Annotated in this window: 23 protein-coding genes and 1 pseudogene; 16 read left to right on the top strand and 8 right to left on the bottom strand. The window is 63.3% G+C overall.

The window, feature by feature from the left end:
* Positions 1–68: 68 nt before the first annotated feature.
* Positions 69–1,112, top strand: a complete 1,044-nt coding sequence (locus GRI38_RS06690) for a bifunctional transcriptional activator/DNA repair enzyme AdaA (protein WP_160682089.1) — start codon at positions 69–71, stop codon at positions 1,110–1,112.
* Between the two features lie 48 nt (positions 1,113–1,160).
* Complete coding sequence (locus tag GRI38_RS06685) at positions 1,161–1,664, top strand: hypothetical protein (protein ID WP_160682088.1); 504 nt, start codon at positions 1,161–1,163, stop codon at positions 1,662–1,664.
* 12 nt (positions 1,665–1,676) lie between these two features.
* Here GRI38_RS06685 and GRI38_RS06680 read toward each other — a convergent pair whose 3' ends face one another.
* The 4 genes from GRI38_RS06680 to GRI38_RS06665 all read right to left on the bottom strand — a co-directional run bounded on the left by GRI38_RS06680 (position 1,677) and on the right by GRI38_RS06665 (position 7,673).
* Entirely contained in the window at positions 1,677–2,183 is a 507-nt protein-coding gene (locus GRI38_RS06680; RefSeq protein ID WP_160682087.1) for a CinA family protein, read from the bottom strand.
* Positions 2,183–3,787 (bottom strand): cryptochrome/photolyase family protein, encoded by a 1,605-nt coding sequence (locus tag GRI38_RS06675; RefSeq protein WP_160682086.1) that lies wholly within the window; start codon positions 3,785–3,787, stop codon positions 2,183–2,185. The genes GRI38_RS06680 and GRI38_RS06675 overlap by 1 nt, the downstream gene beginning before the upstream one ends.
* Positions 3,788–3,831: 44 nt before the next feature.
* Positions 3,832–5,343 carry a tetratricopeptide repeat protein gene (locus GRI38_RS06670; protein ID WP_160682085.1) on the bottom strand — a complete coding sequence of 504 codons (1,512 nt, stop codon included), beginning with the start codon at positions 5,341–5,343 and terminating at the stop codon, positions 3,832–3,834.
* A 152-nt stretch (positions 5,344–5,495) separates the two neighbouring features.
* Positions 5,496–7,673: a primosomal protein N' gene (locus GRI38_RS06665; protein ID WP_160682084.1), complete on the bottom strand. Its 2,178-nt coding sequence runs from the start codon at positions 7,671–7,673 to the stop codon at positions 5,496–5,498.
* A 60-nt stretch (positions 7,674–7,733) separates the two neighbouring features.
* Between GRI38_RS06665 and GRI38_RS06660 the strand changes: the two genes are divergently transcribed.
* Positions 7,734–8,435 (top strand): DUF4197 domain-containing protein, encoded by a 702-nt coding sequence (locus tag GRI38_RS06660; RefSeq protein ID WP_160682083.1) that lies wholly within the window; start codon positions 7,734–7,736, stop codon positions 8,433–8,435.
* 75 nt (positions 8,436–8,510) lie between these two features.
* Complete coding sequence (locus tag GRI38_RS06655; RefSeq protein WP_160682082.1) at positions 8,511–8,660, top strand: hypothetical protein; 150 nt, start codon at positions 8,511–8,513, stop codon at positions 8,658–8,660.
* Between the two features lie 38 nt (positions 8,661–8,698).
* On the opposite strand, the gene GRI38_RS06650 is transcribed toward GRI38_RS06655, so the two are convergent.
* Positions 8,699–9,391, bottom strand: coding sequence for a DUF2490 domain-containing protein (locus GRI38_RS06650; RefSeq protein WP_237487368.1), 693 nt, complete (start codon positions 9,389–9,391; stop codon positions 8,699–8,701).
* Between the two features lie 111 nt (positions 9,392–9,502).
* On the opposite strand from GRI38_RS06650, the gene fsa reads away from it, so the two are divergent.
* The 5 genes from fsa to GRI38_RS06625 are packed head-to-tail and all read left to right on the top strand — an operon-like array spanning position 9,503 to position 15,136.
* Positions 9,503–10,159 carry a fructose-6-phosphate aldolase gene (fsa, locus tag GRI38_RS06645; protein WP_160682081.1) on the top strand — a complete coding sequence of 219 codons (657 nt, stop codon included), beginning with the start codon at positions 9,503–9,505 and terminating at the stop codon, positions 10,157–10,159.
* Between the two features lie 26 nt (positions 10,160–10,185).
* Complete coding sequence (cobT, locus tag GRI38_RS06640) at positions 10,186–12,030, top strand: cobaltochelatase subunit CobT (RefSeq protein WP_160682502.1); 1,845 nt, start codon at positions 10,186–10,188, stop codon at positions 12,028–12,030.
* Positions 12,027–12,701 carry a nitroreductase gene (locus GRI38_RS06635; protein ID WP_160682080.1) on the top strand — a complete coding sequence of 225 codons (675 nt, stop codon included), beginning with the start codon at positions 12,027–12,029 and terminating at the stop codon, positions 12,699–12,701. The genes cobT and GRI38_RS06635 overlap by 4 nt, the downstream gene beginning before the upstream one ends.
* 39 nt (positions 12,702–12,740) lie before the next feature.
* Positions 12,741–14,201: a cysteine--tRNA ligase gene (gene cysS, locus GRI38_RS06630; protein ID WP_160682079.1), complete on the top strand. Its 1,461-nt coding sequence runs from the start codon at positions 12,741–12,743 to the stop codon at positions 14,199–14,201.
* Positions 14,198–15,136 (top strand): D-2-hydroxyacid dehydrogenase, encoded by a 939-nt coding sequence (locus GRI38_RS06625; RefSeq protein WP_160682078.1) that lies wholly within the window; start codon positions 14,198–14,200, stop codon positions 15,134–15,136. Before cysS ends, GRI38_RS06625 begins: the two co-directional genes overlap by 4 nt.
* A 9-nt stretch (positions 15,137–15,145) precedes the next feature.
* Here the strand turns inward: GRI38_RS06625 and GRI38_RS06620 are convergent, their stop codons facing one another.
* Complete coding sequence (locus GRI38_RS06620; RefSeq protein ID WP_237487367.1) at positions 15,146–15,508, bottom strand: hypothetical protein; 363 nt, start codon at positions 15,506–15,508, stop codon at positions 15,146–15,148.
* Entirely contained in the window at positions 15,505–15,705 is a 201-nt protein-coding gene (locus GRI38_RS06615; protein ID WP_160682077.1) for a hypothetical protein, read from the bottom strand. The genes GRI38_RS06620 and GRI38_RS06615 overlap by 4 nt, the downstream gene beginning before the upstream one ends.
* 133 nt (positions 15,706–15,838) lie before the next feature.
* Between GRI38_RS06615 and GRI38_RS06610 the strand changes: the two genes are divergently transcribed.
* The 7 genes and pseudogenes from GRI38_RS06610 (at position 15,839) to GRI38_RS06580 (ending at position 20,669) form a co-directional block, all read left to right on the top strand.
* Positions 15,839–16,495, top strand: coding sequence for a S24 family peptidase (locus tag GRI38_RS06610; protein ID WP_160682076.1), 657 nt, complete (start codon positions 15,839–15,841; stop codon positions 16,493–16,495).
* Between the two features lie 170 nt (positions 16,496–16,665).
* Complete coding sequence (locus GRI38_RS06605; protein WP_160682500.1) at positions 16,666–17,307, top strand: MBL fold metallo-hydrolase; 642 nt, start codon at positions 16,666–16,668, stop codon at positions 17,305–17,307.
* A gap of 228 nt (positions 17,308–17,535) precedes the next feature.
* Positions 17,536–17,715, top strand: a complete 180-nt coding sequence (rpmF, locus tag GRI38_RS06600; RefSeq protein WP_160682075.1) for a 50S ribosomal protein L32 — start codon at positions 17,536–17,538, stop codon at positions 17,713–17,715.
* Between the two features lie 23 nt (positions 17,716–17,738).
* Positions 17,739–18,797 (top strand): phosphate acyltransferase PlsX, encoded by a 1,059-nt coding sequence (gene plsX, locus GRI38_RS06595; protein ID WP_160682074.1) that lies wholly within the window; start codon positions 17,739–17,741, stop codon positions 18,795–18,797.
* Positions 18,794–19,759: a beta-ketoacyl-ACP synthase III gene (locus tag GRI38_RS06590; protein ID WP_160682073.1), complete on the top strand. Its 966-nt coding sequence runs from the start codon at positions 18,794–18,796 to the stop codon at positions 19,757–19,759. The genes plsX and GRI38_RS06590 overlap by 4 nt, the downstream gene beginning before the upstream one ends.
* A gap of 126 nt (positions 19,760–19,885) precedes the next feature.
* Positions 19,886–20,185: pseudogene (locus tag GRI38_RS06585) on the top strand (integration host factor subunit alpha); the annotation flags it as partial.
* Between the two features lie 4 nt (positions 20,186–20,189).
* Positions 20,190–20,669, top strand: a complete 480-nt coding sequence (locus tag GRI38_RS06580) for a MerR family transcriptional regulator (protein ID WP_160682071.1) — start codon at positions 20,190–20,192, stop codon at positions 20,667–20,669.
* Between the two features lie 25 nt (positions 20,670–20,694).
* On the opposite strand, the gene GRI38_RS06575 is transcribed toward GRI38_RS06580, so the two are convergent.
* Positions 20,695–24,120, bottom strand: coding sequence for an AAA family ATPase (locus GRI38_RS06575; RefSeq protein WP_160682070.1), 3,426 nt, complete (start codon positions 24,118–24,120; stop codon positions 20,695–20,697).
* Between the last annotated feature and the right edge of the window lie 5 nt (positions 24,121–24,125).

The following is a 24,125-nucleotide window of genomic DNA, read 5'->3' as shown; positions in this document are numbered from 1 at the left end:
GACCATCGAAGGCGGCGCGCGGAAGGCAACGGATCGTGATGCATTGCATGGAAGCAACTGAAACCAGAATGGAAAGACTGACGGACGAGGATCGTTGGCGCGCCGCCTGTGCGCGGGACCGCCGGTTCGACGGTCGTTTCGTTACGGGCGTCCATTCGACCGGCATCTATTGCCGTCCGAGTTGCCCGGCCCGCACGCCCAAACGAGAAAACGTGCGCTTCTATGCTTCGCCAGCCGATGCCGAAGCGGCCGGTTTGAGAGCCTGCAAGAGATGCGCGCCCGACCGGTACAGCAGGGAGGAAGAGGCCGTGCGAAGAGCGATCGGGCTTCTCCGCGACAGCGAAGGTCCGGTCTCGCTGGACAGGCTGGGTGCCGAGACAGGCTATTCGCCGACGCATTTCCAACGGATCTTCAGCCGAATGGTCGGAATGTCGCCTTCCTCCTATGCTCGTGCGCTGCGGCAGGAGCGGGCCGACCTCGCCCTCGCCCAAGGGGAGAGCGTGACGGGCGCGATCTACGAAGCGGGCTACAACACACCTTCGCGGTTCTACGACGAAATGAAGGGCAGGCTGGGCATGAGTGCGAAGGACAGTAGCGAAGGGGCTGCGGGGCAGGTCATCCACTTCGCGCAAGTCGCAACAACGCTGGGACCGATGCTTGTGGCCGCGACGGGAAAGGGGGTCTGCCGCCTGAGCTTTAACGAGGGACGCGCTGACCTGGCGGCGCGGTTTTCGAACGCTCGGCTGGAAGAAGGAAACGAGCAGTTCAGGGAACTGTTCGAGCGTGTGACACAAGCTGTCGAGCAACCCGGAACGGGTCAGGATATCCCGCTCGATGTCCAGGGGACTGCGTTCCAGCAACGTGTCTGGGAGGCGTTGCGCCAGATCCCGCCGGGCGAAACGCGCAGCTATGGCGAGCTTGCCGCGGCGCTCGGCAATCCGAAAGCAAGCCGGGCGGTTGGTGGCGCGAACGGGGCGAACAACATCGCCGTTCTGATCCCGTGTCACCGTGTCGTCGCTGCAGACGGCAGTCTGGGCGGCTATGCATATGGGAATGCAATCAAGCGCGAACTGCTCGATCGGGAGAGGAATGCTGTGGAAAGGAAAAACTGATTTATATCAGTTCATCGCCCAAGTCGGCTGCTGACGCTTTCGAATGGTATGCCGGATTTTATTCGTTGCCACCGCTGGCCGATACTCACTTTCCTCATCTGTCTGCTCCTCGGCTTCCTCGCGCGCCAATCGATCGGTTCGATCTACGGCACAATGGAAGCGATCGCTTTGCTCGATGCCCTGTCGCGTGCAGGCCTCTATCTCGCTTCGGCGGTCATGACCGCTTCTGCGACGACGATGGCGCTGATGCTGACGCTTATCGGAATGATAAAGCGCATGGACGAAAGCTTCGACAGGCAGGCCTATCGCAACATCGATCTCATCGCGCGGCTGACTACGGCGAGCCTGTTGCTCAGCCTCCTGCTCCTGATGGCATTCGTCTTCCCCGTCGGCGAGTTCGAGGAAATGCCGCCGCGCTGGTTCGACAGGCTTTACGAGTTGCTGTTCGCCGGAACGACGCTGATGATCGCGCTAGCGGCGGCGACCGTCGTGCTCATCTACACAACGCTGGTGCGCGTCATATCCACCGTCACTCCGAGCGACGACATCTGATCGGACTGCCGCTTAGGCCAGGCCTTCCTTGAACAGATCGAGTGCGACGCGCAATGCGGCGAGGCGCACGCCGTCGCGGCCGATCGCACCGAAATGCTCCTCGCGCTGAATCGTGTCGCGATCCTCCGCGGCGCAGGCGAAATGAACCAGCCCTTCTTCGTCGTCATCGTCTCCAGGGCCGGCAAAGCCGGTAATCGATACGACGAGCGATGCTGCGGAACGATCGAGCGCGCCCTGGGCCATGGCCTCCGCTACTTTGGCACTGACCGCGCCGCAACTGTCGACCATCTCGCGCTCGATGCCGAGCAGATCGCATTTCGCGTCGTCGGAATAAGAGACGAAGCCGCGATCGAACACATGGCTATAGCCCGGAACGTCGGTCAGAAGGGCGGCGAGCAGGCCGCCGGTGCAACTTTCCGCCGTCGCCAGCATGACGTCTCGTTTCTTTGCGCGGGCGAGTACTTTCTCGGCCAATAGGACGACATCGCGGGGCAGGGCAGGTTCGAGTTCCTCGGCCATTACGCAGCATCCATCGACTGATCCGTATCCTCATAGCGAGCATATTCCGGGCCGGAAGGCTTCAGCGTCGCGAGGAACTCCTCGGCGCTGTCGAGATATTCCTTCTGCCGGTCATCGCCCATACGGTCCCAGTTGGCGTAGATTCGTCCGATCCGGTGATTGCTCTCCAGCCGGTCGCGATGCCGGTTCATGAAATACCAGTACAGCGGATTGAACGGGCACGCGCCTTCACCCGTCTTCTTCGACGGCGAATAGGTGCACTCCTTGCAGTAATCGCTCATCTTGTTGATGTAGTTGCCGCTTGCCGCATAAGGTTTCGTCGCGAGCTTGCCGCCATCGGCATAGAGGATCATCGCGCTCACATTGGGCAGTTCCACCCACTCGTAAGCATCGGCATAGACCACGAGATACCAGTCCTGCACCTCGCGCGGATTGATCCCGGCAAGCAGCGCGAAATTGCCCAGCACCATCAGGCGCTGGATGTGGTGCGCATGGGCGTTGTCGCGCGTCGAGCGGATGCAATCGGCAAGGCAGCGCATGTCGGTCTCGCCCGTCCAGTAGAATTCGGGCAGGCTGCGCTGCGCGTTGAGTGCGTTGGCCTTCTGCAAATGCGGCATGTTGTACCAGTAGAAGCCGCGAATATACTCGCGCCATCCGAGGATCTGCCGGATGAAGCCCTCGACCGAATTGAGCGGTGCCTTCTCGTCGCGGTAAGCCTGATCTGCCCGTTCGCACAATTCCATCGGGTCGAGCAGGCCGAGATTGAGCGAGGTGGACAGCATCGAGTGGAACAGGTCGTCCTCTCCATGCACCATCGCGTCCTGATAGGGCCCGAACTTCTCGATCCGCTCCTTGAAGAAAGCGTCGGCGGCTTTCTCCGCTTGCCTTCGCGTCACTGGCCAGCCGAACCTGTCGAGACTGCCGAAATGATCGGCGAACTTGTCTTCGACGAGGGCGATGCATTCTCGCGTAATCTCGTCGGGTTCGAAGAGGGGCCGGTTGGGCGGGTCCATATCGTCCTTGGGCGGCCGCCGGTTCTGCTTGTCGTAGTTCCATTCCCCGCCGGTCGGCTTGCCGTTGTCCTGCATCAGGAGGCCGGTGCGTTTGCGCATCTCGCGATAGAAATGCTCCATCGTCAGATGGTCGCGATCTTCAGCCCAACTGCGAAAATCGGCGATCGGGCAAAGATAGCGGTCGTCGGGCAGTATCTCGACGTCGCAATCGAACTTGTCGGGCCATTCGGCGATCGCCTGATTGAGTCGCCATTCGCCGGCCTCGACGACTTTAACCTCGCGCGGGGAATGCCGTTCGATGGCGCGGGCGACCTCTCCCGTGAAGCTGTGAGCGTTGTCCTCGTCGATCAGTTCGACATAATCGACGTCCCAGCCGTCCTCGCGCAATTCCTTTGCGAAATGCCGCATGGCCGAGAAGATCAGGACAATCTTCTGCTTGTGATGTTTGACGTAGGTCGCCTCGTCCCACATCTCCGCCATCAGGATGACGGTGTCGCCCTTCGTGCGCCCGCGCAGCGAAGCAAGCGTTCGGGTAAGCTGGTCGCCGAGAATGGGTACGAGAACGGGCTGCTGGTCGCTGTCGCTGGGCATGTCGGCCTAACGATCAGCTCCCAGCATAGTGCCGGGGGCCCGCTCTAAACGTCCTCCTCCTCATCATCTTCCGGATCGATCGACGGCTTGAGTTCGCTAATCGCCTCGCTCGTGTTGCCGCTTTCAATATCGGCAACAAGTTCGCGAAGTTTCTTGGCGCGCTTTCCGGCATGCGGATCATTGATGATCGGACCGAGAAGAATGATAGCCTCGGAATTTCGGTCTTCGGTCAAGAGAAGGTGAGCGAGCGCTGTCCTGATATTCAGGTCGAAGGGCGCGAATTTGTAAGCCTGCTCCAGCGCTATGAGCGCATCTTCCGGAGCTTCCTCATCAGCCAGTTCGAAGGACAGGTAATAGCCCAGCAACGCGGACGGATCGCGCGGGTCGATCTGATTGGCTTTCACAAAAGCATTCCTAGCCTCAGCGAACTGGGCGCTATCGTCCTTGGCCCGGTTCAAAGCGATGCCGGCAAGATATTTGTACGCCGTCGCATTCTCCGGATCGATCGAGATCGTACGCGTTGCGAGTTGATGGGCGGCATCGAAGTTCTTCGCATCGTACTCGGCTTCAGTCGCTGCCAGAAGCACTGGAACGCTATCGGGATATGCCGAAGCCAGTTTGCGAGCGTCATCGACGAGATAGATAGCTTCGTCTTCTTCCACCCCAGCAGCAGATTTTATGTGCAGCATCATACGAGCCGCTTCTGCTTCCGAGAGCTTCTCGACTTCCACATCCGGCATCTGATAATTTGGAAATGAAACCTCGATACCCTGAGCGCGACCCCGTCGATAACTGTCGAGTTCGCGATTCAACTTGTCGAAATCGCCGAAAGCCGCTTCAGCTGCTTCTTTCGAAGATTTGCCGGCATTGAGCGCACTCAAATAGGTTTCCAGTTGCCCTTGGCGCTCACCGCTGAACGTCAGGTAATGACTGAGCATCCAGCCCATGCCGTATAATTGCGCGCCATCGATGCCGGTCATTTTCTCGGGGGGATCGAGCAGCCGTTCGACATGATATCCGCTCAGTTCGTTGATAGTGAATGACCGGTGCGTGGCGGGGTTACCGATCCGGAAGCCGTTTTCAAAGAAGTCCATCGTACCGTAGACTTCGGCAAAACCCTCGCGATACCAGGCCGGATAAGCCGCCGCGGCATGCTGATACATGAAGTAATGAGCATATTCGTGGAAAAGGACGAGCTTCGCTCCCAAATCCTCGGACGTCGATCGCGTGCCGAACCGTCCGCGTTGGCGGGCCTCCTTGGCGGGTACGAATGCGACGGAATTGCCTGCGCGCGGAATGAAGAAGCCCGCGACGCCTCGCTGACCCGCCAGACGACCGATATCGTCCGTATCTCCGAACTGATAGACCGTCAGCTTAGCAGATTCCGGCAATTCGCCTTCATCGCCAATACCGCGCAGGTATCGCATCGCTTCGTCGAAACGTTCGAGTTCTTGCGCGAAATCAGCAGCTTCCTCGCTCGACGTTTCGGAATAGACGATGAAGTGATCCGTATTTGCTCGAAACCAATCGGCAGCGCTCGCTGGACTAGCAGCCATAGCCAACGCACTCAGCGCAAGTGTAATACGCACGTAATTCTCCCGTCCTTTTCGAAGGCTTTTCAGTCCGACAGAGATGTGGAAACTTTGCAACCCCCGGCAGAATGAATTCCAAAAGCCGCGCTGTTTGTCAACGTACGGCCATTAACCATTCAGACGAAACTGTACGGGTCGATGTCGATATTGATGCGGACGCTGCGCGGGACGTCGAACTGGGCGAGCCAGTCGCGAATGACCGCCTGCACGTTGGCAGTCCGCTTTGCATTGAGCAGGAGCCGGTAACGATAGCGGCCACGCAGCAGCGCCATGGGCGCAGGGGCGGGGCCATAGATCGCGATATCCTCTACCTGCGGGCGCCTGCCGCCGATGGCGAACGCGGTGTCCTTGGCCTCGCGCTCGTCCTCGCTCGATACGATAATCGCGGCCCAGCGTCCGAATGGCGGGGCTCCGGCGCTGCGCCGGGCCTCGGTCTCCGCTTCGTAAAATGCGTCGCGATCCCCGGCTGCAAGGGCGGCAATGACAGAAGCCTCCGGGTGGCGGGTCTGGATAAGCACGAGGCCGGGTTTCTCCCCGCGCCCGGCGCGCCCGGCAACTTGCGCTACTTGCTGATAGGTCCGTTCGGCGGCACGCAAATCCCCGCCCTCGAGGCCGAGATCGGCATCGACCACCCCCACCAGCGTCAGTTCGGGAAAGTGAAAACCCTTGGTGACAAGCTGCGTCCCGACGATGACGTCGATCGCCCCTGAAGACGCCTGCTGGATGAAGGCGCTCGCCTTGCCGGGGGAGGACAGCGTATCCGAGGTGACGAGGGCTATGCGCGCTTCGGGCAGGCGCGCGGCGACCTCGTCCGCGATCCGCTCCACCCCCGGTCCGCAGGCGACGAGGCAATCGGGTTCGCCGCATTCCGGGCAGGTTTCGGGCGGCTGCGTCTCGTGTCCGCAATGATGGCAGGCGAGGCGCTGCGAAAGGCGGTGCTCGACGAGCCAGGCGGTGCAGTTGGGACACTGGAAGCGGAAGCCGCAATTGCGGCACAAGGTTAGCGGCGCGAAACCCCGGCGGTTAAGGAACAGCAGCGACTGCTCGCCCTGTTCCAGCCGTTTCTCCAGCTCCTCGACCAGTCGCGGCGCGAGCCAGTGCCCGCTTTCCGGTGGCTCCTGCGTCAGGTCGATGGTGTCGATCGTCGGCAATTCGGCCGCGCCGAAGCGGCTGTCGAGTTCGAGGCGGGTGTAGATACCGCTTGCCGCCATGTGCAGGCTTTCAAGGGCCGGGGTCGCGCTTGCCAGAACGATCGGTATTTCCTCGAAACGCGCACGCATCACGGCCACGTCGCGGGCATTGTAGCGCACCCCGTCATCCTGCTTGAAGCTGATCTCGTGCGCTTCGTCGACGACGATGAGGCCAAGCGCGGCGTAGGGAAGGAACAGCGCGGAGCGTGCACCCACGACGACCTGCGCGCCGCCCTCTGTGGGGTCGGTGGCAATCGCCCGCCAGGCGCGCCGTCGCTCGGTTGATTTGAGCGAGGAATGCCACAGCACCGGCGCCACGCCGAAGCGATCGGAGAAGCGTTTGAGGAACGCTTCCGTCAGCGCGATTTCCGGTAGCAGGACGAGGATTTGCCGTCCCTCTTTCAGGGCAGCGGCCATCGGTTCGAAGTAGGTTTCGGTCTTGCCCGAACCCGTCACGCCGTCGAGCAGAAAGGGTTCGAACCGCCGTGCCGTCACGCTGGCCGCAATGGCATCCGCTGCAGCCGTTTGCGCCGCGGTCAGTTCCGGGACGTCGTGATCCGGATCGGGCGCGGGATAGGGGCGGTGCAGATCGACCTCGACCGGTTCGATGACCCCCTGATTGACGAGCCCGCGCAGGACACCTTCGGAAACACCGGCGATTTCGGACAGTTCGCGAATGGTCGCCTGTTCGCCTTCCAGCCGCTCGATCGCCTTTTCCCGCTGCGGCGTCATGCGATCGGGAAGCCCGCCGGAAAGCCGGTATTCGGTGGTGGTCGCCGGCCCTTTCAGCGCGCCTCCGCTCGCGAGCGCCATGCGCGCGACCGCCGACAGGGAAGCGCAGTAATATTCGGCAGTCCATTCGATGAGCCTGCGAAGCGGCGCGCCGATGGGAGGAACCGGCACTATCTCGGTGATAGGGCGCAATTTTTCGTCAGGAACCGGCGCACTCAAAAGCCGTTCAGCTTCCCAGACTATACCAGTGATCAGACGGGGTCCGAGCGGCGCGACGACGACCGAGCCGGGCACCGGATCGAGACCTTCGGGAATGCTATAATCCAGCGCGCCGAGAGCGGCGTTGAGCGACAGGACGCGAATACGATCCATTGCGGGCTAGTTAGGGTCGGCAGGGACGAGGCACAAGACAAGGAAGAGGAAGCGTATTTCATGCAACAGGAATATGACGATTCCCGGCAAGGGGTTTTCGGACGGCGCGCTTTTCTCGGCGGAGTGACGGCCAGTGCGCTCGTTGCCCTGACGGCCTGTCAAAGCCTGCCACCATTGAGCCTCACCGAGGCGATCCGCCGGATGCTTCTTCTGTCGAGCGAACGCGCCTTTGCGCGCCTGACCGCGCCCGGCGGGTTCTGGGACGATCAGGTGGCCGAAATCGGCCTCGGCAACATCCTGGGGACGCGCGGCGACGTGCTGAGCGGCATTCTGACGTCCTCGCTGTTCAAGGATCGGCTGGAGGATGCTTTTGCAGAAGTCGCGATCGAGGGCAGCTATCGCGCCGCCCCCGTCGTCACGGACGCGGTGCGCACGATCGGCATCGCCAATGCCGTCGCGCTCGTGAACGGAGGGCCGCGTGCCGCGACCGGCTTCCTGCGCGACCGGATGGCGAACAGCCTCATCGAAGTCATGGTCCCCGAACTGGGCGAGGCACTGCGGATCAGCCGCGAACCGCTCGTCGGGCAGGCACTCTCCGCGCTTGCCGGGGTCGACGTCTCGCGCGTCGCGGACAGTTTTGCGCAGCGGATCGACACGGCGATCTGGAACGAGATCGGCTATGAGGAAGAACTGATCCGCGAAAATCCGGCTGCGACGAACGATCCGGTGATAACCGGCGTTTTCGGTGCCTCGAGACTTTGAGCGAATCTCGTGCGCACGCCAAGGACTGGCGGCCCGGCCATGGTGGCCGATGGTTCACCGAATAGGATCGTATCCGTGATTCTCACGTCCGACATCTTGCGACGCTATCGCCGGGCCCTTGGCCTGAAGGAGCAGAACGAACTCGAAGACGCGCTCGGCAAACAGGCCGGGACGGATGGCGAAGGCAAGGATGACGGCGAAGCCTCGTCCGACAAGGAGCGGTAGGCGCATCCGCCATCCGCTCGCTGAGCCGCTAACAAAAATTAGAAGACGAAATCGAGCCCAATCAAGGGGACGTGACCGACCCGGTCGGGCCGGTCGTCGCGAATGTCCTGTTGCCGCAGATAGGCGAGCGTGATCGCGAGATTGTCGCTGGCCGCATATTTCGCACCGACGCGGGTGCGCAGGCCGGTGAAGCCGTCGTCGCCGCCGACGCTCGTGCTTTTCAGAGTGATGAACCCTTCCGCATCGGCGAAACCGGACCAGCGGTCGTTCGTGCCCAGGGGAACGCTTACCCCGAGCCGCGGCCGCACGCGCAGGCCCATGCGCCCGGTCCCGTCGACCAGCCGTTCCTCCAGCCGCAGGCGGCTCCGCACGATTCCGTGCTTGCCCGTGACCTGCTGAAGGAAGCGGATCTCGTCCGCCCCGCCATCATTGACGTTCTGTTCGACACCGCCGCTGAGGGTGAAGGTGCTCGACATCTTTTGATGCAGCCAGAGGCGGAAGACGTAGGTATCGACGCGGCCATCATCGGCGTCGCGAAAGCGCTGCGAGGTCTGGAACTGGATGCCGGTGTCCTCGTCGAGATCGGTCGAGACGCTGGGTTCGGTCCATAGCTCGAAGCCTTCGTCGGCGGCCGATGCGGGAACGCTGAGTGCACTTGCTGTGAGGCAAGCCGAAATGCAGATCGGGCGGAAGAGGGCAGTCATCGAAAGCTCCGGCGAATCGGTTGTCATCAAAATGAAACACGCGTTAGTCGCGGCACCCGCGCCGTGGCAACTCTGGCCTTAGCCGGGGGGTTATGCGATGGACCGAAGCCGATTCGATACCGCCCTGGAGCAGACTTCATGAAATTCTTCGCCGACACCGCCGAAATCGCAGAAATCCGTGAGCTGGCGCAAACGGGCCTGCTCGACGGCGTAACGACCAATCCGTCGCTGATCGCCAAGTCTGGTCGCGACTTTCTCGAAGTGACGAAGGAGATCTGCGACATCGTCGACGGCCCGGTCAGCGCCGAGGTCGTCGCGCTCGATCACGACGGCATGATGCGTGAGGCCGATACGCTGCGCAAGATCGCGGACAATGTCTGCATCAAGGTGCCGCTGACGATGGACGGCCTCAAGACCTGCAAGGCGCTGACCGAGGACGGCACGATGGTAAACGTCACGCTGTGCTTTTCCGCGAACCAGGCCTTGCTGGCGGCGAAGGCGGGGGCGACCTTCATCTCGCCCTTCGTCGGACGGCACGACGATAACGGCTTCGACGGCATGGACCTCATCCGCGACATCAGGCTCATCTACGACAATTACGATTTTGCGACCGAGATCCTCGTCGCATCCGTTCGGCATGTCGGCCATGTCCTCGAAAGCGCGCGGATCGGCGCGGACGTGATGACTGCGCCGCCCAAGGTCATCAAGGCGCTCTTCAATCACGTCCTGACGGACAAGGGCATCGAAAGCTTCCTCGCCGACTGGCAATCGACCGGTCAGACGATCGGCGGTTGAACGAGCGCGCTGGCAAGCAATTCGAATTGGCTGAAGAAAACCCCCTCGACCGCTTCAAGCTGGCCCTGACCGGAACCGCGCGAGCTTTGGCGCGCGAGCCAGATGTCGAACTCGCCTGGAGTGCGGACTCCCCCTCGCAAAGCGGCAAGCACATGCGCGTGCCGCTGCCGGGGCGTAACATTCCCGCATCGCAGGCGCGCGAGGCCCGCGGATTTGCCGACAGCTTCTCGCTCCGGCTGCGGCATCACGACGCTGCCGTCCATGGGGCGGGCGCGCCCTCCGAACCGCTCGCCCGGGCGTGCTACGATGCGGTGGAGCAGGTCCGCTACGAGGCGCTGGGCAGCCGCGAATTTTCGGGGATCGGCGACAATCTCGACGCGGCGATCAGCTTGCGCACGGCATCGGACCCGATCGCCCGCGCGCGCGATGCCGACGCGGTGCCGCTGCAAAGCGCGCTCGGCCTGATCTTGCGCGAGAAGCTGACCGGGCGGGCCATACCCGAAAGGGCGGCAGATGGCGTCGAACTCGTGCGCGACTTCATCGAGAGCCGGATCGGCGACGATTTCGACGCGCTGACTCACTCGCTGTCCGACCAGAAGGCGTTCCAGAACCTGACGCTCGATATGCTGCGCAATCTCGAACTCATCGATCCCGCATCCGAGGACCAGGACGGAAGCGACGAGGAAGACGAGGATTTCGACGGCGAGGACAAACAGGACGAGGATGAGGGCGAGGATGCCCCCGACGCTGGCGACCCGCAGGACATGGAAGTCGCCGCCGATAGCGCCGAAGGGGAAGGTGAAGGCGAGGCCGAGGGCGAAGCTGAAATGGAAGAGGGGCCGTCCGACGCCGAGTTCGGCGACGAAGGCGACGGCGCGCCGATGCCCGTCCGACCCAACCGCCCCTGGACCGATCTGCCCGAAACATTCGCCTACGAGGCCTATACGGACCGTTTCGACGAAGTCGTCGGTGCGGCGGAACTGTGCGATTTCGAGGAACTCGAGCGCCTGCGCACCTATCTCGACAGCCAGCTTACGGGCTTGCAGGGGATTGTCACCCGCCTCGCCAATCGCCTGCAGCGGCGCCTGATGGCGCAGCAGAACCGCAGCTGGGACTTCGATCAGGAGGAAGGGCTGCTCGATGCCGCGCGTCTTGCCCGCGTCGTCACGCAGCCCGGCCATTCGCTGTCCTACAAGGTGGAGCGGGACGTCGAGTTCAAGGACACGATCGTCACGCTGCTGATCGACAATTCCGGCTCGATGCGCGGGCGACCCATCTCGATCGCCGCGATCAGCGCCGACATTATGGCCCGCACGCTGGAGCGGTGCGGGGTGAAGACCGAAATTCTCGGCTTCACGACCCGCGCGTGGAAAGGCGGGCAGAGCCGCGAAGCATGGCTCGCGGACGGCAAGCCCGCGACGCCCGGTCGCCTGAACGACTTGCGCCACATCGTCTACAAGGCGGCGGACGAGCCCTGGCGGCGCGCCCGGCGCAATCTCGGCCTGATGATGCGCGAGGGGCTTCTGAAGGAAAACATCGACGGAGAGGCGCTGCTATGGGCGCATGACCGCCTGATCCGGCGAGCAGAGGATCGCCGCATCCTCATGGTCATTTCCGACGGAGCGCCGGTCGACGATTCGACGCTGAGTGCGAACAACAACCCCGGCTATCTCGAACAGCATCTGCGCAAGGTGATCGAGTGGATCGAGACAAAATCGCCCGTGCAACTGGTCGCGATCGGCATCGGCCACGACGTCACGCGCTATTACCGGCGCGCGGTCACGATCATGGATGTCGAGCAGCTCGGCGGCACGATCATCGAACAACTCGCCGGCCTGTTCGAAGGTGAGGATGGTGGGCGGAGAGGATGAACGTTACCGAAGCCGTCCGCTCGCGCCGTTCCGTGCGTGCCTTTCTCGACAAGCCGGTCGAGCGCGAGGTCCTCGCTCGCATCCTCGACACGGCGCAGCGATCGCCATCGGGTGGCAACACGCAGCCCTGGCACGGCATCGTCCTGACGGGACAGCCGCTTTCCAACCTGATCGAGCGTATCGCCAGCGTCCTGCCGCAGGGGCGCGACGCCCATTCCCCGGAATACGACATTTACCCCAAGGATCTCGACGGAGCCTACGAGACGCGGCGCCGCGGCGTTGGCGAGGCGCTGTACACCGCGCTCGACATCTCGCGCGAGAACAAGATGGCGCGGCTCGCTTGGTTCGCGCAGAACTTTCGCGCCTTCGACGCGCCGGTTCTCATGTTGGTCCATACGCCGAGATATATGGGACCGCCGCAATGGTCCGATATCGGGATGTGGTTGCAGACGATTATGCTGCTCCTGCGCGAGGAAGGGCTCGACAGTTGCCCGCAGGAAGCCTGGGCGATGTATTCGCGAGAGATTCGGGCAGAGGTGAACATCCCCGAGGATCACATCTTCTTCTGCGGGCTCGCCATTGGCTATCGAGACCCGGACGCGCCGGTAAATGCCTTCGACGTGCCGCGCGCCGACAGCAGCGAGGCGGTCGTCTGGCAGGGCTGGGACTAGCTTGCCGATCGGTCCCCGGCGACCTATGCGCCATTGCCCATGACCGACACGCCTACCCGAAACGAACTGAAGCTGTTCAATTCGCTGACCCGCAAGCTCGAGGTTTTCGAGCCCGTTCGTGAGGGTGAGGCGCGCGTCTATACCTGCGGCCCGACGGTCTACAACTACCCGCATATCGGCAATATGCGCGCCTACGTCTTCGCGGACGTGCTGGGGCGGACGCTGACGTGGAAGGGCTACGATCTCAAGCACGTCATCAACATCACCGATGTCGGGCATCTGACGGACGATGCCGATAGCGGCGAGGACAAGCTGGAAAAGGCTGCCGCCGGAACCGACAAGTCGATCTGGGACATCGCGCGGCACTACACCGACGCTTTCAAGGCCGACATCGCAGCGCTCAACATCCGCGAGCCGGCGCAATGGTCGGTCGCGACGGATTATATCGCGCCGATGATCGACTTCGCAAAAAGCATCGCGGACAAGCACTGCTACGAACTCGATAGCGGGCTCTATTTCGACGTCTCTACCGTCCAGGATTATGGCAAGCTCGCCCGCGCTGTCACCGAAGAAGGTGAAGGCCGCATCGATACGGTCGAAGCGAAGCGCAACGCCGCCGACTTCGCCATCTGGCGCAAAACCCCGCCGGGCGAGAAGCGGCAGATGGAATGGGATTCGCCGTGGGGCAAGGGCGCGCCGGGCTGGCATCTCGAATGTTCGGTGATGGGCGAAAAGCTGCTCGGCTTTCCCTTTGACATTCATACCGGCGGGATCGATCACCGCGAAATCCACCATCCCAACGAGATCGCCCAGAACCAGGCGTTCTGCGGCTGCGGTTCGCTGGATGTGGCGACCCATTCGGGCGCGAAGATCTGGATGCACAACAACTTCCTCGTTGAGCGTTCAGGGAAGATGTCGAAATCCTCGGGCGAGTTCCTGCGACTGCAACTGCTGATCGACAAGGGCTTCCACCCGCTCGCCTACCGGATGATGTGCCTGCAGGCGCATTACCGCAGCGAACTGGAGTTTTCGTGGGAGGGGCTCGCCGCAGCCCTGACGCGATTGAAGCGGATCATCATGGCGGTCGAGCGACTCAAGGAAGAGGTCTCGGGCGATCCCTCCCACCAGAAATTCACGCCCATGCGCGAGAAATTTGCGGCCTCTATCTCGGACGATCTGAATACCTCCGTCGCGCTGGTAGCGCTGGAAGAGGCGCTGGCGGTCAAGAAGGTCGAAGGCGGCGCGAAGCGCGCCGTGGTCGAGGAAATGGATCGCGTGCTCGGCATCAGCCTGTTCGACCTCACGCGCAAAGACCTGCGTATCCGGCCCAAGAGTGCGGCCATCACCGAAGCCGAGATCGAAGACGCACTTGCCCGCCGCAAGGAAGCCAAGGCGGAGAAGGACTTCGCTACCTCCGATGCCATCCGCGAAGAGCTTGCCGCAAAGGGTGTCGAGGTGATGGACGGCGACCCGCTCGGCTGGGAATGGAGACTGACATGACCGCAACCGTAATGTCCGCCATGATCCGCCCGCTGGTCGAGGCGCGCCTGCCCGACTGGGTCGAGCCGCACTGGTTCGCCAGCAAGCAGGAGGCGCTCGAAGTCGCGCCGAAAGCCGAAATCGGTTGGTTCGATCTCAACGATCCGGTCGCGATGAGCGACATCGTGCGCGCCGCGACGCAGCTGAAATGGCTCAATTCGATCTATGCCGGGCTGGATTTCCTGCCGCTCGACGTCTTGGCGGGGCGCGGCGTGACCGTGACGAACGGGGCCGGCATCAACGCGCTCACCATCGCGGAGTATGTCGTCATGGGCATGCTCGTTCATGCGAAGGGCTATGCCGATGTCGTGCGCGCCCGCGACCGGCGCGAATGGTTGACCGAATCGCCGGGCAAGAAGGAACTTGCCGGAACGAAGGCGCTGCTGCTCGGCTATGGCGCGATCGGTAAGCTCATCGAGCCGCGCCTGCGCGCCTTCGATGTCGAGGTCACGCTGGTTCGTCGCAGCGGCGGCGACAAGGCGCTCGGTCCCGACGAATGGCGCGACGAATTGGGCAGGTTCGACTGGATCATCCTGGCCGTCCCCGCAACTGACGAGACCGAGGGCATGATCGGGGAACGAGAACTGGCGGCGATGAAAGCGGACGCCGTGATCGTGAACATCGCGCGGGGCAGCGTGATCGATCAGGCTGCGCTGACGAGGGCGCTGGAAACGAAAGCGATCGGCGGCGCGTTCCTCGACGTGACGACGCCCGAACCCTTGCCGGCCGACGATCCGCTCTGGGGTCTTTCGAACACGGAGATTTCCATGCATCTGTCGGGGCGCGCACAGGACAAGATGTTCGTCCGCTCCGCCGAACGCTTCCTCGCCAATCTGGAAGCTTACGCGAAGGGCGAGCGGGTCGAGCCGCAATTCGATCCCGCCCGCGGATACTGAGGTTTTCTACTAGTCCTCGTCCAGCATCAGGATTTCGCAAGTGATGCTCATGCGCGGCGTGGGCAGCATCCGGTGTTCGACCGCGCCGATGGCGGCGTCGGCGACCAGATGTTTCGGGATGGCGAACTCGTGATCGGGCAGGGCGGCGATGAAATATTCTGCCGCCGCGACCGCTTCCGCCCCGGCGAAGATCAGCGCCAATGTGTGGCGCGTGCCCGTAAAGGTGATGCTGGCCCAGGGACGTTCCGAATGGGAGACGACCTGCGCCCGGTGGTCGGCCAGTGCCAGGATAGCTTCGCGCAGCCGGTCCGTGCTGGTGCGGCGCGCCTTACGGGGCGGGGGAATTTCCCCTTCGATCTTGCGCTCGATCATTGTGCGCACTCCTTTCCGGCTTCGGTCTCGGCGTATTTGTTCATGAAATGTTCCACTTTTTTTCGCGTGTTTTCCCGCGGTATGCGGCCCATGCGAAGATCGAGGACGAAGCGCGGATCATGCGCTGCCAGTCGCCCGAACTTGGTCACTGGCATGTCGTATCTTCGAAGGAATTTCTCGATCTCTCGGATCAGCATGGGCGACCTCCCTGATGGTTCGAAACGTGCCGGCGAATCCGCCGTGTTCCTGTTTCGTCCCGCATAAAGTCCTACTTGTCTAGGAAAAATACATCGGCTAGGGCATTTTTCGAACGAGGCGAAGGAAACATGCATGGACGACGCCGGTGAAGTAAGAGAGACACTGTTGCAACTGGCCGACGAGAGGCGGGTTAGCCTAGCGGGCTTGTCCGAAATGATCGGGCGAAATCCCACTTACCTCCAGCAATTCGTGCGGAAGGGCTCTCCGCGGCGGCTGGCGGAGGACGATCGCCGGCGGCTCGCTGAATTCTTCGACGTCGGTGAAGAGGTGCTCGGCGCGACCGGGGCGCAGGTGACGGGAACGGCGCGGGCGAAGGATGCTGCGGGCGAATGGATCACGGTGCCGCGCCTCCAGCTCGACGCTTCGGCGGGGCCGGGTTCGTTCAGCGCAGAGGAAATTTCCTTCGATGCGATCCGTTTCTCGCGCCGCTGGCTCCGCGAGATGGGGCTGGCGGACGCGCAGCTTTCGGCAATCCGGGTCGAGGGCGATTCGATGGAGCCGGTCCTGCGGGGCGGCGATGAAATTCTCGTCGATCGAACGAGCAGGGCCTTGCGCGACGGCATTTATGTCGTGCGGCTCGCCGAAGTGCTCCACGTCAAGCGTGTGCAGGCAAGGATGCCGGGACGCATCACGCTCATCAGCGCCAACGAGGCCTACGCCCCGTTCGAACTTGCGCTGGACGAGGTCGAGATCGTCGGGCGTGTCGTGTGGAAGGGCGGAAAGGTCTGAGATGAAGGAAAGCGAATACATTCCAGACTTCTTCGCGCCCGACGCCCCGGTCAACAGGTTCGACATCCTGCGCGGCGAGGCATGAGCCCGCCTTCGCATTGCATTTGCGCAGCTTCGCCGCCACATCGGGCGGCATGACACAGACGACGACCGACCGACCCGCCCCGAAGATGCGCGCTGCCATCCTGCCGGTGACGCCGCTGCAGCAGAACTGCTCGCTGATCTGGTGCACCGAAACGAACAAGGCGGCGCTGATCGATCCGGGCGGTGATCTTGCAAGGCTTAAATCGGGCGTGGCGAAGGCCGGGGTCGAACTCGAGAAGATCCTCATCACGCACGGCCATATCGACCACTGCGGCGAGGCGGGCGTGCTGGCGAAGGAACTCGGCCTGCCGATCGAGGGACCGCACGAGGCGGACCGGTTCTGGATCGCGCGGCTCGACGAGGACGGGCAGCGTTACGGCATCGCCGGTCAGGTGTTCGAGCCCGATCGCTGGCTTGAGGACGGGGATACGGTCACGGTCGGCAATCTGACGCTCGACGTCGTGCATTGCCCCGGCCACACGCCCGGCCATGTCGTCTTCGTTCACCAGCCGAGCAAGTTCGCGATCGTCGGCGACGTCCTGTTCCAGGGGAGCATCGGCCGGACGGACTTTCCGATGGGCAACCATCAGGACCTGCTCGATTCGATTACGCAGAAACTCTGGCCGCTGGGCAACGACATCACTTTCATTCCCGGACATGGACCGACCAGCACGTTCGGTCAGGAACGGCAGACCAACCAGTTCGTGTCCGACCGGATGATGTCTTAGGGCGCGCATCCGGCGGGACGACCGCCGTCTTGGGCTTGCTGTCAAGGCGGGCTTAAGAGGAGGTAGTCGTATCGTGCGGCTTGCAACCTCATGAAATTGCGCTATAGGCCGCCGCTTCCCCCGCCATTGTCGGGTCAGGCCGAAAGGGTCTCGTGCGGTTGCGCGGGTCTCCGGCTTGCCGTAAGGCGGTCCATGCAAACGAATTTGTGTTAAGGAACAGGTGCCGCAATGGCTGTCCCTAAAAGAAAAGTTTCACCGCATCGCCGTGGCAATCGGCGCAGTCACGATTCGCTGAAGGTCGAGGCATTCCACGAATGCTCGAACTGCGGCGAATTGAAGCGCCCGCACAACCTCTGCAACGCTTGCGGCTTCTATAACGGGCGCGAAATCGTCTCTGTCGGTCTCTGACCGCAAAACAGCCGGAGAGTGCCATGAGTTTGCCGCGTATCGCCATTGACGCGATGGGCGGGGACGAGGGCGTGCGCGTCATGATCGAGGGCGCGGCCCTCGCGCGGCGCCGTCACGACAAGTTCAAGTTCCTGCTGGTCGGGGACGAGCCGAAGATCAAGGCCGCGCTCGCCAATCATCCCGGCATGACCGGCGCGAGCGAAATCCTCCATTGCGACGACGTGGTCGAAGGGGACGAGAAACCGTCCCGCGCGCTTCGCCGTGCGAAGACGACCTCGATGGGTCTGGCCGTCAACGCGGTGAAGAAGGGCGACGCCGGGGCCGCCGTCAGTGCCGGCAATACCGGCGCGCTGATGGCGATGAGCAAGCTGGCATTGCGAACCCTGCCGGGTATCGACCGGCCCGCGCTCGCCGCCCTGTTACCGACGCTCGGCGACAATGACGTCATCATGCTCGACCTCGGCGCGAATCGCGAATGCGACGCGCGCAACCTCGTACAGTTCGCAATCATGGGCGCGGCCTATGCGCGCATCCTGACCGGTCTTTCCGAACCGCGCGTGCGCCTTCTCAACATCGGCACCGAAGAGAACAAGGGTACCGAGGATCTGCAGGACGCCGCTGCGCAATTGCGTGCGGCGAGCGGGCTTGCCATGCGCTTTGACGGGTTCGTCGAGGCAGACAAGATCAATCGCGGCGAAGTAGACGTGGTCGTGACCGACGGCTTCTCCGGCAATATCGCGTTGAAAGCGATCGAGGGGGCGGCGCGCTTCGTCACCGACCTGCTGCGCAATGCCTTCACCAGTTCGCTGCGCTCCAAGGTCGGCTTCCTCGTATCGCGTCCCGCGACCGAATTGCTGCGCCACCACCTCGACCCCAACAACCACAACGGCGCCGTCTTTCTCGGGCTAAACGGGGTGGTCGTCAAAAGCCACGGCAGCGCGAATGCGCTGGGCGTCGCCAATGCGGTGACCGTGGCGGCGAGGCTGCTCGAGGAATCGCTGATCGAACGCATTTCCGGTGATGTCGGGGCACTCGAACATCGGGGAGCGGCCACGATCGACAGGTCGATCGACCTCGCATGATCCGCTCGGTCCTGTGCGGAACGGGCTCGGCCCTGCCGAAGACCTGCGTCACCAATGCCGAGCTCGAGGAGCGTGTCGATACGAGCGATGCCTGGATACAGGAGCGCACGGGCATCAAGCAGCGCTATCTCGCGGGCGAGGGGGAGACGACCGCCACGCTTGCGACGGAGGCTGCGCGTAACGCCCTGGCAGCGGCCGGGCTCGAACCTGCCGACATCGGCCTCATCGTGGTGGCGACCGCGACCCCCGACAACACCTTTCCCGCGACTGCGACGAAAGTGCAGGAAGCGCTCGGCTGCAATGGCGGCATCGCGTTCGATATGCAGGCGGTTTGCTCGGGCTTCCTCTACGCGCTGACCACGGCGGATGCTCTGCTGAAGACGGGTGCGGCCAAGCGCGCCCTCGTCATCGGTGCGGAGACGTTCAGCCGCATCCTCGACTGGGAGGATCGCACGACCTGCGTACTGTTCGGCGACGGGGCGGGGGCGGTCGTCCTCGAAGCGCAGGAAACCGAAGAGGAAATGCGCGGCATCATCGCCAGCAAGCTTCATGCGGATGGTGCGCATCACGATCTCCTCTACGTGGATGGCGGCCCATCGACGACACAGACCGTCGGCAAGCTTCGCATGAAGGGGCGCGAAGTGTTCCGCCATGCGGTCGTGAACCTGTCCGACGTCCTCAACGAAGTGCTAAGCGAGGCCGGTATCGAAGGCGGCGACATCGACTGGATCGTCCCGCATCAGGCCAATCAGCGCATCCTCGACGCGACCGCGAAAAAGCTCGGATTGCCGCCGGAAAAAGTCGTCGTGACCGTCGATCGCCATGCGAATACCTCCGCCGCATCGGTGCCGCTGGCGCTCGATGTCGCCATGCGTGACGGGCGGATCGTCAAAGGCGATCTCGTCATGCTCGAGGCCATGGGCGGTGGTTTCGCCTGGGGAGCTGCACTCATCCGCATCTAGCCCGCGTAAATTGTTGACAGGGCGAAAAAATCTTTTGTCCGACACGTTGCGCAGCAAGCTATCAATGCTTAATAGATAAAAGCATAAAGGTTACCGGGGGGTCGCAGCAGAACTACAAAGGAGGCGAATATGCGTTCGGTGGGCACGCTAACTCGCGCTGATCTGGCTGAGACAGTAAACCGTAAATTGGGATTTTCCCGATCGGAATCGCTCGATCTGCTCGAAGCAATACTTGAACATATGTGCGAGGCCCTGAAAAAGGGTGAGAATGTAAAGATTTCCGGTTTCGGCAGCTTCGTGCTGCGCGACAAGAAGGAACGGGTCGGCAGAAACCCCAAGACGGGTGTCGAAGTGCCGATCACCCCGCGCCGGGTCCTGACTTTCCGCGCGAGCCAGCTGCTCAAAGACCGCATCGCGAAGTCCTGACGTCATGGACATCGAGTTCGATGACGGCAAGGAACCAGGTGCCATGCGCACCATCGGGGAAGTGAGCGCCGCGCTCGGCATCAAACCCCACGTGCTGCGCTATTGGGAGCAGCAGTTTCCTTCCCTCAAACCGCTCAAGCGGTCGGGCAGTCGACGCTACTACCGCGCGAATGACGTGGCGCTGATCCAGCGGATCGACCAGCTCGTCAATCGCGAGGGATACACGATCAAGGGGGCGAAGAAGGCGCTGGCGAAATGGCATCCCGACAGCGACACCGCAGCCCCGACGGTCGCACAGTCCGACGTCGCGTCACCTGGCATCGAGGCTTCTGGCGACGACCAGCAAGGGAAGGAGGCCTCGGTCTTCTTTACCGAGGAAGACAAGACCGCGAAGCGGGATGGCTATGGCAACAAGTCCAACGAGGATGATTTGATCGACGAGCTGAAGTCGATCCGCCAGTCGCTGAAGAACGCCATCGACTGACTTCACGCCCGCCCGTGGGGCACGGCTATTCCGCGGCGATCAGTTCCTCCGCCGCCCCCAGATCGACGCTGACGAGCCGGCTTACGCCCTGCTCGATCATGGTCACGCCGAACAGGCGATGCATGCGGCTCATCGTCACCGCATTGTGCGTCACGATGAGATATCGGGTCTTCGTCTCGCGCACCATCGCATCGAGCAAATCGCAGAAGCGGTCGATATTCGCATCGTCCAGCGGCGCATCGACCTCGTCGAGGACGCAGATCGGCGCGGGGTTGGTCAGGAAGAGCGCGAAGATGAGGGCGATGGCGGTCAGCGCCTGCTCTCCGCCCGACAGAAGCGTCAGCGATTGCAGGCGCTTGCCGGGCGGCTGTGCGAAAATCTCGAGCCCGGCCTCCAGCGGATCGTCGCTGTCGACGAGCGCCAGATGGGCCTGTCCGCCCTCGAACAGCCGGGTGAACAGCCGCCGGAAATGCCGGTCCACTTCTTCGAACGCCTGTTTGAGGCGCGTGCGCCCCTCGCGGTTGAGATTGCCGATGGAGCCGCGCAGGCGATGGACTGCTTCGGCCAGTTCCTCGCGCTCCGCGCCGCCCGCGCCGCGCTCTTCCTCGATGCGCTGCAATTCCTCTGCTGCGACGAGATTGACGGGACCGATCCGCTCCCGGCTGGCAACGAGTTGGTCCATCGCTTCGGATTCGCGGGCCGGTCCGGCAATGTCGTCCTCTTCGAAGCCGAACTTGTTCGGCAGGAGCGGCGGCGGCGTCTGGAACCGCTCGCCTGCAATACGGGCCATTTCGATCCGTCGGGCATCCTGGTTCTCCGCGCGCTCGGCCAGTCCTGCGCGAGCCTCGCGCGCCTGCGCCAGCGCCTCTCCCGCGCTCGCGAGTTCGCGGTCCGCATCGCCGGCGGCATCTTGCGCCGCGGCGAGCGCAGCCTCCGCCTCTGACAGCGCCTTGCCCAGACGGTCGCGCACCGCCTCGCCCTGTTCGATCTCGCGGAGCAGTCCTTCCGGCTTGGCGGCGAGGACAGCGCGTTCTTCCGCCAGTTCCTCGGCGCGCGAGCCGGTCTCGGACAGCCTTCGCGCTGCATCGCCGGCCCGCGCCTTCCACCCCGCCTGCTCGCTCCGCTGCGCCGCCACTCGCTCCCGCGCCACGGCCAGCGCCTGATCGTGCGCGGCAAGCGCTGCCAGGCTCGCCTGAAGCCGGGTGCGCGCAGCATCGTTCGTCGCATGAGCCGCCTCGCGCGCGTCGCGCGAAGCTTGCGGATCGGGCAAGGCATCGCGCTTCGCCTCGGCCTCGGCAATCTCGGACCGGGCCGCGCGTAATCGCTCGGCATGATCCTCTTCCCCCGCATCGAGTTCCGCCAGCCGTGCTTCGAGCCGTTCCCTCGCTGCTTCCGCCTGGTCGAGCCGCCGCATCGCGCTGCGCTCTTCCTCCGACAGTTCCGCGACGGTTCGTTCGGCTGCGACAAGCTCGCGCCCGACCTCGCTCAATTCCCGCTCGACATCCTTGTGGGCGGTTTCGGCATCAGTGAAGTCCTGCCGCAATGCGGGCAGCTGCGCCTCCAGTTCGGTGAGGCGGTTGTCGGCCTCCAGCCGCGCCGCTTCTGCTGCGCCTTCGCCGCGCACGACAAGGCCGTCCCACCGTCGCAAGGCGCCGTCCAGCGTGACGAGCCATTCGCCGGGCGCAAGTTGCCGCCCGTCATCCTCGTCCGCGACCTGGACCAGCGCGAAGCGTGCCTTAAGCTCGGAAGGGCAGTCGCGAATGTGGGAAAGCAGCGCATTTTCGACGGTTTCGGGCGTATTCCTGCCGGTCCAGAACCGTCCGTCCTGCGATCCTTCCGCATGACCGAGCGGGGTCTTCGCATCGCGCCCAAGCACTGCCGCCACCGCCTTTTCGTAGCCCGGTTCGGCCTTGACGCCCTCGATGGCGAGTGCCTTTCCCTGCCGCTGGTCGCGCTGTTTTTGGCGCTGACTGCGGTCGCGTTCCAAAGCTTCGTATTCGCGTTCGACACCTGCCATTTCGGCCCGCGCAGCCGAAAGTTCTGAAGCCGCCATATCGCGGCGCGATTGCAGGTCGCTCTTGCTTTCTTGCAAGGCGGCAAACCTGTCCTTCCCGGCTGCGTAGGCCTTGCGCGCTTCGTCGAGCGCCTGCCGCGCGGATGCCAGCGTTTCAGCCTCATCTGCCTGCGCCCTGAGTTCTGCGCGTTGCCGCTCGCGCCGCTCGGCCTCTTCGGCAAGGCGCTTATAGGCGGCCTCAGCCTGAGCGATTTCGGCAGCAACGACACGCCATTCCGCCTCCACGCCCGCCAGATCCGCCGTCGCCTTGGCCAGTGCCAGTTCGCTGGTCCGGGCAGCGCGTTCGGCGTCTTCGCTCGCCGATTGCAGGGCGGGGCGGCGCGCTTCGTCGGCGGCCAGCCGTTCCGCCACGTCGGAGAGGTCGCGCTCCAGCCGCGTGAGCGCCTCCGCCGCGTCGCGGGTCATGCGGTCGGCATCCTTGCGATCTTCGGCAAGTCGCGCGAGTTGCCGGTCGAGATCGGCGATCCGTTCCTCTGCTGCTTCGAGCTGGGTGGTCAGCGACGCCATGCGGTGTCCATGCGCGCTCGCATCGTCGCGCCGGTTGGCCTGCTCTTCGCGCGCTTTCGCCAGAGCCTCCGCCGTTATGCGTTGCACCTTCTGCGCTTCGTTCACTGCTGCCTGTGCCGCCTCGACCGCCTCGTCCGCCGCAGTGGCTTCCTTGCGTGCGGCATCTGCCGCTGCCTTGGCTTCGCGCCAGCGGCTGAAAACGAGCCGCGCCTCCGCGAGCCGGATGGCATCCGATAGTTTGGTGTAACGCTCGGCCTGTTTCGCCTGCCGTTTGAGCGAGGCCATCTGCGCGTCGAGCCCTGCCATCAGGTCCTCGAGCCGTGCCAGGTTGGCCTCGGTCTGCCGCAGTTTGCTTTCCGCATCGCGCCGACGAACATGCAGACCGGCGATCCCTGCGGCTTCCTCGAGCATTTGGCGGCGTTCCGCAGGCTTCGCCGCGATGACCTGTGCGATCTTGCCCTGGCTGACGAGAGCAGGCGAATGAGCACCCGTGGCCGCATCGGCAAAGGTCAGTGCGACGTCCTTCGCCCGCACGTCCTGCCCGTTGACGCGATAGGCGCTGCCCGCCCCGCGCTCGATCCGGCGGACGACCTGCAATTCCTCGCCGTCGTCGTCCTCGGCCTGCAGCACCACTTCGGCGAAATCGCGGGCAGGGCGCTGCTGCGTGCCGGCGAAGATGACGTCTTCCATCCCGCCCGAACGCATGGATTTGGGCGAGTTCTCGCCCATGACCCAGCGGATCGCTTCGAGCAGGTTGGACTTGCCGCAGCCATTCGGCCCGACGATGCCCGTCAGACCCGGTTCGATGCGCAGTTCGGAAGGCTCGACGAAGCTCTTGAAGCCGGACAGCTTCAATCGCTTGATCAGCATGGCGT

The organism is Parapontixanthobacter aurantiacus (assembly GCF_009827635.1).
GTDB lineage: Bacteria > Pseudomonadota > Alphaproteobacteria > Sphingomonadales > Sphingomonadaceae > Parapontixanthobacter > Parapontixanthobacter aurantiacus.
Note: the sequence above shows the minus strand (reverse complement) of the source record. Positions and strands in the feature narration are given on the sequence as shown.